At 64.4% G+C, this 11,831-nt stretch carries 12 protein-coding genes and 3 pseudogenes; 9 read left to right on the forward strand and 6 right to left on the reverse strand.

What is annotated here, in order from left to right:
• The first annotated feature begins 23 nt into the window (after positions 1 to 23).
• A complete protein-coding gene (locus ACUDTM_RS03265; protein ID WP_445391143.1) occupies positions 24 to 1,001 on the forward strand; it encodes a DUF1852 domain-containing protein in 978 nt (325 codons plus the stop codon).
• Between the two features lie 39 nt (positions 1,002 to 1,040).
• Positions 1,041 to 2,075 (forward strand): methionine synthase, encoded by a 1,035-nt coding sequence (locus tag ACUDTM_RS03270; RefSeq protein ID WP_072167097.1) that lies wholly within the window; start codon positions 1,041 to 1,043, stop codon positions 2,073 to 2,075.
• Here the strand turns inward: ACUDTM_RS03270 and ACUDTM_RS03275 are convergent.
• Together ACUDTM_RS03275 and ACUDTM_RS03280 are read right to left on the reverse strand one after the other, a co-directional pair.
• Positions 2,032 to 2,589 (reverse strand): hypothetical protein, encoded by a 558-nt coding sequence (locus tag ACUDTM_RS03275; RefSeq protein WP_227836732.1) that lies wholly within the window; start codon positions 2,587 to 2,589, stop codon positions 2,032 to 2,034. The two genes, ACUDTM_RS03270 and ACUDTM_RS03275, sit on opposite strands and share 44 nt — an antisense overlap.
• 106 nt (positions 2,590 to 2,695) lie before the next feature.
• Positions 2,696 to 2,908: a hypothetical protein gene (locus ACUDTM_RS03280; RefSeq protein WP_111007751.1), complete on the reverse strand. Its 213-nt coding sequence runs from the start codon at positions 2,906 to 2,908 to the stop codon at positions 2,696 to 2,698.
• Between the two features lie 66 nt (positions 2,909 to 2,974).
• On the opposite strand from ACUDTM_RS03280, the pseudogene ACUDTM_RS03285 reads away from it, so the two are divergent.
• Together ACUDTM_RS03285 and ACUDTM_RS03290 are read left to right on the forward strand one after the other, a co-directional pair.
• Positions 2,975 to 3,301, forward strand: a pseudogene (locus ACUDTM_RS03285) (arsenic transporter); the annotation flags it as partial.
• Positions 3,240 to 3,574, forward strand: a pseudogene (locus tag ACUDTM_RS03290) (LysR substrate-binding domain-containing protein); the annotation flags it as partial. The pseudogenes ACUDTM_RS03285 and ACUDTM_RS03290, both read left to right, overlap by 62 nt.
• A 65-nt stretch (positions 3,575 to 3,639) precedes the next feature.
• Here the strand turns inward: ACUDTM_RS03290 and ACUDTM_RS03295 are convergent.
• Complete coding sequence (locus tag ACUDTM_RS03295; protein ID WP_445391144.1) at positions 3,640 to 4,854, reverse strand: hypothetical protein; 1,215 nt, start codon at positions 4,852 to 4,854, stop codon at positions 3,640 to 3,642.
• Positions 4,855 to 5,039: 185 nt separating this feature from the next.
• Between ACUDTM_RS03295 and ACUDTM_RS03300 the strand changes: the two are divergent.
• Together ACUDTM_RS03300 and ACUDTM_RS03305 are read left to right on the forward strand one after the other, a co-directional pair.
• Positions 5,040 to 5,336: pseudogene (locus ACUDTM_RS03300) on the forward strand (PfkB family carbohydrate kinase); the annotation flags it as partial.
• Between the two features lie 60 nt (positions 5,337 to 5,396).
• Positions 5,397 to 6,326 (forward strand): DUF6708 domain-containing protein, encoded by a 930-nt coding sequence (locus ACUDTM_RS03305; protein ID WP_070489131.1) that lies wholly within the window; start codon positions 5,397 to 5,399, stop codon positions 6,324 to 6,326.
• Positions 6,327 to 6,330: 4 nt separating this feature from the next.
• Here ACUDTM_RS03305 and ACUDTM_RS03310 read toward each other — a convergent pair whose 3' ends face one another.
• On the reverse strand, positions 6,331 to 7,905 hold the full coding sequence (locus ACUDTM_RS03310) for a S15 peptidase family protein (RefSeq protein ID WP_445391145.1): 1,575 nt from the start codon (positions 7,903 to 7,905) through the stop codon (positions 6,331 to 6,333).
• Positions 7,906 to 7,929: 24 nt separating this feature from the next.
• Between ACUDTM_RS03310 and ACUDTM_RS03315 the strand changes: the two genes are divergently transcribed.
• The 3 genes from ACUDTM_RS03315 (at position 7,930) to ACUDTM_RS03325 (ending at position 11,162) form a co-directional block, all read left to right on the forward strand.
• On the forward strand, positions 7,930 to 9,078 hold the full coding sequence (locus ACUDTM_RS03315) for a hypothetical protein (RefSeq protein WP_445391146.1): 1,149 nt from the start codon (positions 7,930 to 7,932) through the stop codon (positions 9,076 to 9,078).
• A 311-nt stretch (positions 9,079 to 9,389) separates the two neighbouring features.
• Positions 9,390 to 10,130 carry a DNA/RNA non-specific endonuclease gene (locus ACUDTM_RS03320; RefSeq protein ID WP_072167103.1) on the forward strand — a complete coding sequence of 247 codons (741 nt, stop codon included), beginning with the start codon at positions 9,390 to 9,392 and terminating at the stop codon, positions 10,128 to 10,130.
• A gap of 336 nt (positions 10,131 to 10,466) precedes the next feature.
• Positions 10,467 to 11,162 (forward strand): HAD family hydrolase, encoded by a 696-nt coding sequence (locus tag ACUDTM_RS03325; protein WP_072167105.1) that lies wholly within the window; start codon positions 10,467 to 10,469, stop codon positions 11,160 to 11,162.
• Between the two features lie 7 nt (positions 11,163 to 11,169).
• On the opposite strand, the gene ACUDTM_RS03330 is transcribed toward ACUDTM_RS03325, so the two are convergent.
• Entirely contained in the window at positions 11,170 to 11,400 is a 231-nt protein-coding gene (locus tag ACUDTM_RS03330; protein WP_061478310.1) for a hypothetical protein, read from the reverse strand.
• Complete coding sequence (locus ACUDTM_RS03335) at positions 11,397 to 11,822, reverse strand: VOC family protein (protein ID WP_005416636.1); 426 nt, start codon at positions 11,820 to 11,822, stop codon at positions 11,397 to 11,399. Before ACUDTM_RS03335 ends, ACUDTM_RS03330 begins: the two co-directional genes overlap by 4 nt.
• Between the last annotated feature and the right edge of the window lie 9 nt (positions 11,823 to 11,831).

An 11,831-nucleotide genomic window follows, 5' to 3' on the forward strand; every position in this document is an offset into this window, starting at 1 on the left:
ACCCTGCAAACGGAACGCCGCCCATGACGAACGACGCTTTCACCTTCAGCATCACGCGCATCCCGTTCAACGAGGACTACCAGCCGGCCGAAGGCACGCGCATCACCACCAACTTCGCCAACCTGGCGCGCGGCGCGTCCCGGCAGGAAAACCTGCGCAACACCATCCGCATGATCAACAACCGCTTCAATGATCTGGCGCATTGGGACAACCCAAGCGCCGATCGCTACGCGGTCGAGCTGGACATCATCTCGGTGGAGATGCACATCGACGGCGCCGACGGCAGCGATCCTTTCCCGTTGATCGAAGTGTTGCGCCCGACCATCGTTGACACGCACACCGGCGCGCGCACCGAAGGCATCGTCGGCAACAACTTCTCGTCCTATGTCCGTGACTACGACTTCAGCGTGGTGCTTCCGGCCAGCAACGAAGGCAAGGACACCTTCGGCATTCCGGAGGGCTTTGGCGACCTGCACGGCAAGCTGTTCAAGCACTTCCTGCGCTCGGACGCCTACCGCGCCAACTTCAGCAAGGGGCCGGTGATCTGCATCAGTGTTTCCAGCAGCAGGACCTACCACCGCACCGAGAACCACCATCCGATCCTGGGCGTGGAATACCGCCAGGGCGAGTCCTCCCCCACTGACCAGTATTTCGACAAGATGGGCCTGCAGGTGCGCTACTTCATGCCACCGGGCAGCGTGGCGCCGCTTGCCTTCTACTTCCAGGGCGACCTGCTGGGGGACTACTCGAACCTGGAGCTGATCGGCACCATCAGCACGATGGAGGCCTTCCAGAAGATCTACCGGCCGGAGATCTACAACGCCAATTCCGTGGCCGGCAAGGTCTACCAGCCCAACCTGAAGCACCAGGATTACTCCTCCACCCGCATCGTCTACGACCGCGAAGAGCGCAGCCAGTTGGCCGTCAAGCAGGGCCGGTTCACCGAAGAACACTTCATCAAGCCGTACCGCGCCGTGCTTGAGCAGTGGGCCGCCCGCTGATCCATCGACTTTCCATTCTCCCCCAGGACACACGACACAATGCCGACGAAGACGCTGCTCCCCACCTCCACTGCAGGCAGCCTGCCCAAGCCTTCCTGGCTGGCCGAGCCCGAGAAGCTCTGGTCACCCTGGAAGCTGCAGGACGAAAGCCTGATCGAGGGCAAGCAGGACGCCCTGCGCCTGTCCCTGCAGGAACAGCAGCATGCCGGCATTGATATCGTCAGTGACGGCGAGCAGACCCGGCAGCACTTCGTCACTACCTTCATCGAGCATCTCAGCGGCGTCGACTTCGAGAAGCGCGAAACCGTGCGCATCCGCAACCGCTACGATGCCAGCGTGCCGACCGTGGTCGGCGCAGTGAGCCGTCCGAAGCCGGTGTTCGTGGAGGATGCGAAGTTCCTGCGCCGGCAGACCACGCAGCCGATCAAGTGGGCGCTGCCCGGCCCGATGACGATGATCGACACGCTGTACGACGCGCACTACAAGAGCCGCGAAAAGCTGGCCTGGGAGTTCGCGAAGATCCTCAACGAGGAAGCGAAGGAGCTGGAGGCCGCCGGCGTTGACATCATCCAGTTCGATGAGCCGGCCTTCAATGTGTTCTTCGACGAAGTGAACGATTGGGGCGTGGCCGCGCTGGAGCGTGCGATCGAAGGGCTGAAGTGCGAGACCGCCGTGCACATCTGCTACGGCTACGGCATCAAGGCCAACACCGACTGGAAGCAGACGCTGGGATCGGAATGGCGACAGTATGAAGAGTCGTTCCCCAAGCTGCAGACCTCCAACCTCGACATCATCTCGCTGGAATGCCACAACTCGCACGTACCGATCGACCTGATCGAGCTGGTGCGTGGCAAGAAAGTGATGGTGGGCGCCATCGACGTGGCCTCCAACACGGTGGAATCGGCGGAGGATGTGGCCAACACGCTGCGCAGGGCGCTGCAGTTCGTGGACGCCGACAAGCTCTACCCGAGCACCAACTGTGGCATGGCGCCGTTGGCGCGCGACGTGGCCAGGGGCAAGCTGCGCGCACTCAGCGCGGGGGCGAGGATCGTACGTGAGGAGCTTTCGGCGTAGCCCTGGCTGGGGATGTGTTCCCGTTTCGGCGCGGGGAGGATGGAACCTGGCCTGGTACAGACCAGGCTCCACCTCGCCCCTGCACCTCGGGCCTGGCGGCCGTCATGCGCGGCCGTGGCGCCAGCGCTTCCTTGATCCGCCCCATCTCCCCTGCCCCGGCTTCGGCCAGGCGCCGGGCCTGCTGCCGCTGTTCCCGCGTGAGCGCCGGAGGCGGTGGAGTACCGGCATCCACCAATCGCGCCACCGCATCGCGCAGAGGCAACTGCGGGCAGAGCCGTGCAGCACACCAGCGCTCGGCGTAGCGCTTGGCCTGACGGGTGCTGGTGGCGGACACGACCTTGACCTGTGACATCTTGCGTGCGTCCAGGTACAGACGGAACCCGAGCGCGGCATGCGGCACGATACTGGCCACCGAACGGCCGTTCCACCACAGATCCCAGCGCTCGCCGCTCTGCACCCAGCCCGAGGGCCGGCGGGCTATCATGAAATCGGGAGCGCTGGAGGGCGAATGCATGGCCGTAAGAATACGGTCGGCCGTCGCATGGACTGAGATTGCGGAGTGGCGCTGGCAACCTCACAACGCTTCTGCCGCAGTGAAGCCCTCTTTACCACTCCCCTCTTTACCACTCTGGGCCGAGCAGTTTCTCCACCTCGGTTTCGAGCCTCTTGGCGGCTTCCTCCTGCGAGGCCACCTTGATGCACAGCCCGGACTGGGCGGGCCCGAGGGTCAACCGGTAACGGTTGATGGTGCCGTCGCCGTCGCCATCCAGTTCCACCCGGGCCACCCGGGTTCGGCCATTGGCCTTGAAGGTCCAGCCCTGGTAGTCGAACATCGTTGAGTCCACCGCAACGCCCTGAATGGCTCCCACCTTATGCGGGGAGGTGCGACACCCCGCCCGATGCTCGCTTCCTGTTCCTCTTTCCTCATCTGGGCGGCCGTGACCGTGGCGACCCTCGGCCTGCTGTTCCGGCCATTCCGCATTCCGGAGTACGTGTGGGCACTGGGGGCTGCTCTTCTGCTTCCACTGCTGGGAACGGTGCCGTTCGGCACGACCTTGCACGCGGTGGCCGAGGGCCGCGATGTCTATCTGTTCCTGATCGGCATGATGATGCTGGCCGGGCTGGCCCGGCTGGCCCGGCGCGAAGGCCTGTTCGACCCGGCACAATCATTCCCTGGCACGCAAGCGCAAGGTGGAATGGGCGGATCTGGCCAAGCGCCAGTTGATCACCGTGCACCGCACAAGCGGCAACCGCACGCTGCTGAATGGTGCGTTGGCGCGTGAGAGCCTCAAGCTCAGCTGGCACTACGAAGTGGCCCACCTGTCGACTCATTGGGCATGGTCGAGGCCGGCATCGGCGTGTCAGCGCTGCCGAAGATGGCCACGCCGGACGGGGATCACCCCACCCTGGTGACACGCGCGATCGGCAACCCGGTAGTGTCGCGCACGATCGGCATAGTCCGCCGCCGTGGTGCCCTGCTCTCGCCCACGGCAGAGCGCGCCACCTCTCCTGCCCGCAGCAATTCCCTGCGGCGCCTACTGAAGGCTTCCTCGGTCCCGGTGCCTCATACCGGGTCGAGATTCAGATCGGCAACCTTGCCGAAGGGCATGACGGTCAACGCCTTGCAGCTTCCCTTCTCGATTGAATCACTGGGATTCTCAGCGGATTTTACGATCCCGTAGCCTGAGCCGCTCTTGTTGAAGACGGCGGCGCCGCTGTCACCGGACGCGCATGCAAGTTCGGAGCCTTCCACTCTTCCCCAAGTGGGTGCACAGACTGCAGCGCCACATACGCCCAACGGGGCGTGCTGCACCGATGTGACGGTTCCGCAACTGAAGCCGGTGCGAGCCCCTCGGAAGCAAAGGAGGCCATGCAGTGGAAGGTCCGCATGGATCAGTATCAATGCCTTCGTCTGGTACTCACCCTTCAATTCTGCGAACACTTCCTGGAGCGGTGTATTTCCAGCAGGAAGCGAGTGCCATTGAACATCGTGACTACCGTCGAAGAGCGCGTCCTGGAATGTCAGTGGCATCATGACCTGCGGGCCACCAACCTCATGACCGTAATTGCTGTAAAGCAACTGATCATCGCAGTGCGCTGCCGTAAGGAGCCCTTTTACCTTGGTCAGCTTGTGCCGAACCGCAAGGCCGCTTGTGCACATCCTGCCATTGGCAGTCAGGATCGCCCCACCGGCGGTGTACGCCGAATTGCGGAAGGGATCCCTCCCAAGGATGATGTTGACCTTCAGCTTCGCAGCCTCTTCAATCTTGCGCTTGGCCGCTTCATACGATTTTGCATCGGCTCCACGAACCGAAACGTCAATCATGCCCAGCTCGGGGCGGCCGTCCACACTCACTGCATCAGGTATGAGTTCGACCACAAGTGGAACGACTCTATGCATGGTTTCGGAGAACTCCTTCTCCGTGTACGGATACCCCTCCTCGAACTCGACCCTGATGGATGAGTCGCTCACTCTGAAGTGCCGGACCGCCTCCATCATGTTTCCCTTCAGTCCAACAACGAGGTGTTGATCGGGCATGTTTTCGATCGAAACAAATGTGAGCCGATCACTGTATCGCCGTTTCAGTTCGGCGATGACCGAAGGTAGCTCGGATTCAACTTCCAGCCTGCGCTTGGCGGTGTCGAGTGACACGCCGTTCGCACTCATGTAGGCCTTGGCAGCGATATCCGATTCCTTCTCCGAAAATGCCTGGCCTGCCGGCATGACCGCGAGACTCTGAGCTGACGCGAGAACAAGCAGAACTGATGCTAGCGACATCTAGGTTTCCTCCATGGAATGAGTTCAGGAGCCAGTGCCGGCTCCACGGCCGAAGGTAGCAGGAAACCTCTTTGCGCTCGGCGGGGCAGGAGGGCCATTCACCGTTTCGTGATGCATTGCGCGCTTCAACGCAGGTGTGCGTCGCGCCAGATCAAGCTTGGCGCTGGTAGTTCTTCAGAAACAGCCAGGTAATCAGCGCCGACCATCACGTGCTCGGTGCGCTGCTGCTGGGACGCGATGGAACCCGCGCGCAGGCTCCTCCGAGGCCGCTGCCCGGCATCGTTGATCGCATCGGCGGTGGCGCTGCCTTTGCCGCCGGCATCGTGCACGGATTGCTGTCCGGGCTGGACGCAGAAAGCACCGTGCGCTTCGGACTGGCTGCGGGCGCGTTGAAGCACGCCATTCCCGGCGACTTCAGCCCTGCCCGCGAAGCTGAAGTCCGGGCGCTGATGGAGAGCGACCAGTTCGACGTTCGTCGCTGATCTCCCCCAGGATAATCCCGCTAGAATCCAACGGGCGCTGGAATCGCGCAGGGATCGCCCATGGATTACACCGGATACACGCGCAAATTTCCCAACAACCGCCCGCTGAATGCGTTTGATCGTGAGCACCGCCTGCTGCGGAAGAAGCGACTGGATGTCGCGCCGCTGGCGCAGCTGTGCGTGGTGAAGATGAATTCGAACTGTCTGGTTTCGGTGGATCGCTGGTTCGCCGCACGTGGCTTTGCAGCCCTGCTGGGCGCGATCGGCATTGCCTTCGGGCTGGGCGGCATGCTGATGCTGCTCTGGTTGCTGGTCGTGAACAGGCTACCGAACCAAAACGGCCTGTGGGAGGCGATATTCATAGGCATGGCGATGCTGGCCGTCTTCACTGCAGCGAGCATATGGGTAGCTTGCCTCGAGCTGTTCCGTTGGACCTACTATCCGATCGCGCTTGATCGCAAGCATCGGCAGATACACGTGTTCCGGCTGGATGGCACCACCCTCAGCGCGCCCTGGGACCGGGTGTATTTCACGCTTGGCCGCGGAACCGGAACCTTCGGATGGTACAACTGGGATGTCCGCGGACTGATCCTAGACGCGGATGGCGTGACAGTACGGGAGACGTTCGCGTTCTGCATCGCGACCTCCCGCATCGAGAACGCGCATGCCCACTGGGAGTTCCTGCGGCGCTACATGGAAGAAGGACCGGCAGCCGTCGTGGACGCGGTGCACTACTGCATGCCGCTGGACGGCAAGCGCGAGAGCTTCGCGTCCGGCAAGGAGCGCATCTTCGCCGAAGACGCGCAGCTCCCGGGTTTCATGTGGCTCACGATGCTGCCACTCAACTACCTGCACACGATCATGCGCTGGGTGGTGATGCAGACCAGCAGGATTCCGCGGTTTCCACCGGACATCGAGGCGTGCCTGACACCGGACGCCGGTGATCCCTGTGTCCGCGACGCTTCGATGAATCCACCGGACCTGCGCTGACCCATCAATGCAAAGGCACCTTCAGCACCGAAGGCGCGTTGGCTGGCGAGCTGAAGGTCACCGCACCGCCCAGCTGGCTGATGCCCGCATAGCGCAGGTCCACGGTATCGACCACCAGGGTCAGCCGGCTGCCGGTCGGGAGGTTCCAGCTGCTGGCTTCCAGGCGAAGATCGATGGTTCTCGGCTGGCCGGGCGTGGCACCGCGCAGGGTGTACGGCTTGTGGCTGATCAGCTGGCCGTTGCCCAGCATATCCTCGGCATAGAGGTAGGCATACAGCGTGGTGTCGGCGCGCGTGGGCGTCACCGTCAACCGCACTTCCGGTGCGCCATCCAGGCGGCGTGCACTCCAGTAGATCGGGCCTTGCCAGACGCCTGCGGCGTTGCGGTCAACGAACGGCACATAGGCGCCGGGCGGCAGGTTGAACATCTGCAGCGCGCCGGACGCCATCACCACGCCGGAGTTGGCGGCGGTCAGCAGGCCGCTGCCGATCCGGTAGTTCCAACCGGTGCCGCCACCGCTCTCGGCCAGCCCTCCGGTGGGCAGCAGAAACCCGGTCGGCGCGGTCAGCCCGTAGCTTACGGCGCCGGTAGAGGTGGCCTGCCAGTCCGGATAACGGCTCCAGCTGCCCTTCTGCGACTTCAACTGCACCGCCGGCTGGCGGTCGATGCCATTGGCCACGCCCTTGAGGTAGTGGTCGAACCAGTCGCCCACCGCGGCATAGACTTCATTGGGAATGCCGAGCGCACCGAAGGCTTCGTTGAGGGCGTGGTCGCCATGGCGCAGCTGCAACTGCTTGGGTCCCTTCAGGCGGGTAAAGAAGTCGACCAGCTGGCCCGGCGGGAACAGGCTGTCGTTGAAGGCGTTGGCGAGGAATACCGCGGGTTGGTTGGCATTGATCTCATCAAGGCTGCTGGCCGGGCTGCGCTGTGCCGCTACCGGCAGCAGCGAGTCCACCGCCCCCTGGTAGTTGCCGACCAGCACATTGCCGTTGATGGTGGCCAGCTCCGCTCCGGGGCGGCCAGTGGCCAGGCCGGCTGCCACCAGCAGGGCGATGCCCTGTGCGCTGGGCGTGTCATGGCTGTAGAGCGACGCCTGCAGGTCGGCCCAGCCGCTCAGCGCGGCAACGGCCTTGATGCGCGGATCGCGTGCCGCCGCCAGCAGGCTGGTGCCGGCCCCGTAGGAGATGCCAGAGACACCGATCCTGGCCGGATCGGCCCGGGTGTTGGCCAGCGCCCAGTCGATCAGGGCACTGACATCTTCGACCGTGGCGGGCCCGGCGATGTCGATGCTGCCGCCGGACTCCCAGAAGCCGCGCGAGCTGTAGCTGATGACCACATAGCCGCGCTGCGCCAGCGACTGTGCCGCGCCCACGTACTCCACGCTGGGCACTGCCCAGCTGCTGGGCATCACCAGCAGCGGATAGCGGCCACTGCCGGCATCCTGGGGTTCGATGACGAAGGCCCCGAGGGGCGTGCCATCCCAGCTGGGGATGGTGCGATGGGTGGTCTTGACCGTGGCCGCCAGGGCCGTGGGCGCCAGCCCGGTCAGCAGGATCAACAGCAGCAGAACCTTGCGCATCGTTGTCTCTCCCCGTCGGTGGTGGTGCAACGGATCGGACCGTACCAGTGCGAATGGTGGCTGGCACCTTGCGACGCAACATGCCGCAAAGCGCGCCTTGCTATGCTTCAAGGCACTGCGGGCCCTCCGCAGTCTCCCATCAAAGCAAGGACGCCCCCGATGCACAGGATGCTCGTCGCAGGCACGCTCTCCAGCGTCGCCTGTCTGTTCGCCCCTTCAGTGTTGGCGGAAGATGCCCCCGAACCGGCCAACGACTGCGCGGAGATTGCGCGGCTGATGGCCAACGACGACTTTGCGGCACTTGATGCGATGGCCGCGCGTTTCCGCAAGGGCGAGCTCAACGCCGCCGGCCAATCCCGGCTCGGCCGTTTCTACATCTGCATGTCGCGTGCAATCGGCACGTCGCGGCAGGAGGTTCAAGCCTGGAACGACTGGTCTGCATGGGCGGCGCGCTGGGTTCAGCACGCGCCGAAGTCTGCGGCGGCCCACCTGATCACCGCACGGATTCCACTCAACCTGGCCTGGAGCTACCGCGGCAACGGTTACGCCAACACCGTCAACGCCGACGACTGGGCACAGTTCCATGAGTACAACGCGGTTTCGCGGGCCTACCTGCAATCGCATGAGGATGTTGCCGGCGGCGACCCGTTCTGGCACGAGATGAACGTGCTGATCGCGCTGCGCGAAAGCGCGGATGACGACGAAATGCTGGCGCTCGTTGATCGCGCAGCGAAGGCCTTCCCCGACTACGAACCACTGCACCTCATTGCCATGGAGTACTTCACGCCGGCCTGGGGTGGCAGCGCGCAGAAGATGGAAGCCTTCGCGCGGCACTCGATGGCCAGTGCACCGAAGAAGAAGCGGGCCATGCGCTACGCACGGCTGTACTGGTCGGCCACCGAATATTCGCCCGATCACTTCCGCGCAGCGAAGCCCGATTGGCCGCTGATGCGCCAGGGGCTGGACGAAATCGCCCAGCAGTACCCGACCATCGACAACCTGGAATCGATCGTCCGCTATGCCTGCCTGGCACGCGACGGCGACGCACTGGTCCGCTGGAATCGTTTGTGGTTGAGCCGCGCCGGTTTCGACGAGGCGGCCATTGCGCACTCGACCGAGCAAAGCAAGGCCGCATGCCTGGCGCCGGACGAAGAACAGGAAACATTCCTGTAGCGCCCGCCGCCGCAGGCCCAGGGGCGCAGCTGGCAGGCCTGCCGGGCGCCTAGCACGCGCGCGTGTCATCCACGCGCCGCGTGATCTGACATATCACCAGTGCTTGCGCATGATCACAGCTTCGCCCTTTCGTCATTGACCACAAGGCGCCAGCTTGTGACGCTTATGACACCGCAGGGCTGATGGCCCAACAACGCGGCCAGGCTCCACCGCAATCCGCAGCATCCGTCTCCGCAGCATCTCCGCATGACCTCGCCCCGGCCAGGTCGTGACGGGCGGCTGCGCCCTGAATCTTCTGCTGGAGAATCGAAATGCGCCTTGCAAGCTTTGTCTTTGCTTTCGTACTCAGTGCTTTTGCCGGTGCTGCACAGGCCCAGGTGGTCACCCTCAACAAGGGCGGCTTCGTGCTGACCTACGACTGCAGCATCCACAGCGCCACCCGCTACGAGTACACGCTTACTGCCGATACCGGTTCGGCCGCACGGCCGTCCAGCTTCTACAAGGACCCGGACCTGCCGGCCGGTTGCCTGGGCCAGACCAGCACCGCGTCCTACGCCAGCATCAGATCCGGCTACGACCGTGGCCACCTGGTCACGTCCAACCACATGGACTACGACGCGACCTACATCCGCCGCGCCAACTACATGACCAACATCGTGCCGCAGGTATCCAGCTTCAACCAGGGCATCTGGGTGAAGGCCGAAAACGTGGCCGAGTGCTACCGCGACATCGCACCGGTGGACGTCTACGGTGGTGTGGTCTACGGCGACGCCGCCAACGATTACTTCCTGGCCAGCCATGGCATCCCGACCCCGGAGTTCTTCTGGAAGACGATCATCACCCGTGACCCGAACACCGGAACCGCCAAGGCGATCAGCTGGATCATTCCCAACGAGGCCAACCTGGGCAGCCTGGACAACTATCTGGTGACGATTGCCGATCTGGAGGAGCTGCTGGGCGCCAGCTATGTGGCGATCAACGCACCGACCTCGCTGAAGAACATGCTGCCGGCCAGCACCTGGCCACAGCCTGCAGGGTGTGACCTGGGCTGATCGGCGGGCAGAGGAATCACGATGCCTGTACGCGCAGCCATCGTGACGCCAGCACTCTGGCAACCAGGAACTGCACTGCGGCGCCTGCGACGGTGGCAACGACAAGCAGGACGGGGAGCAGGCAGCTGCCGGCCAGCGTCACCGCGCCGGCGATGCCGGCACTGATGAGGCGATGGTGCCGGGCCCGGGATCGCACTCGGTTCAAGGGGTATTCCCGTGCAAGCGCTGGGTGGGGTGGCCCGGCAGTCTAGCGTTCCTGTGGCCAGCGTGCCCTGCCCGTCCCGCTATGGGAAAATGGCGGGCGCCTCGCCCCTTTGGCTGTTCCCGGAGTAGTTGATGTCCCGTCTCCCCTTCGATGCCGTGCTGTTCGACTGCGACGGCGTACTGGTCGATTCCGAGCCGCTGGTCGCCCGCGTGCTCTCGGAAATGCTGACCGCACGCGGCTGGCCGCTGACCCCGGCGCAGGCCGGCGAGGTCTTCCTGGGCCAATCCGTGGCCCATCTGGCCGGGCTGATCGCAGAGCGCACCGGCAAGCCGTTCACCGAGGAATGGCTGGAGGAGTTCCGCCAGCAGCGCAACCGGGCGCTGGAACGGGATCTGGAGCCGATCCGGGGGGCGCCCGAGGCCGTGCGTGCGATCGCCGCAGCGACCGGTGGCCGCATTGCCTGCGCGTCCGGTGCCGACCTGATCAAGGTGAAACTGCAGCTGGGCAAGGTCGGCATCCTCGATGCCTTCGGCGACCACGTCTACAGCGGCCAGGACATGCCGAACACCAAGCCGCACCCGGACGTCTACCTGGCGGCCGCTGCCGCGCTGGGTGTGGATCCGAAGCGCTGCGCGGTCATTGAAGACACCGTGACCGGCGCGACCGCCGGCGTCGCGGCGGGTGCAACCGTGTTTGGCTTCAGCGAGGGCGGCCCGCACCACAGCACGCCGGAGGCCCTGCGCGCTGCGGGTGCGAAGGTGATCTTCCAGCGCATGGACCAGCTGCCGGCATTGCTGGCGGCCTACGCCGCCGACGCTGCAGCCTGAGGCGGCCTCAGCCTGCAGCGCCCAGCGTGGCGCTGCGGCGTTTCCCGGTGTAATGCAGCACGAACAGGTACAGGCCAGTGAACAGCTGCAGGAACAATGGCGGCAGCGGCGAATAGGTGATCCACGCTGCCGGCTCGCCCTGCCCCAGCCCGCGAGCTGCGAAATTGGCGATCACCGCCAGGGTGAAGACGATCGAAGTCCAGCGATGCACGGGCCGCGCCCAGCCACCCCGGCTCATTGACGGCGCCTCGCTTCGGATCGGGCTTCGATCATCTTCCAGCCATTGCCGGACGGGTCACGGAATCCGGCATCGATGGCGCCATAGCGTTCGACCGGCTCCTGGGTGAACTCGACGCCCCGTGCCAGCCATTGCGTATAGCGTGCCCGGCAGTCATCGACGGCCAGCACCAGCGGAGGCATTGCGCCTTTCGCCACCAGCTGCTGCAGTGCCTGCGCGGTGGCCGCGTCGTGTGTGGGCGGGCCCGGAACGAACAGCCCCAGCTGGAATCCGTCCTGGCCGGGGCTGCGTACCGTCAGCCAACGGTAGCTGCCATTGCGCACATCGGTGTGCACTTCGAAACCGAGCATGCCGACGTAGAACGCGAGCGCTTCATCCTGGTCGCGCACATAGAGGCCGACCGTGTTCACAGTGTTTGTCATGGGACCTCC

It is taken from the genome of Stenotrophomonas maltophilia group sp. vghtpe118 (assembly GCF_052605195.1).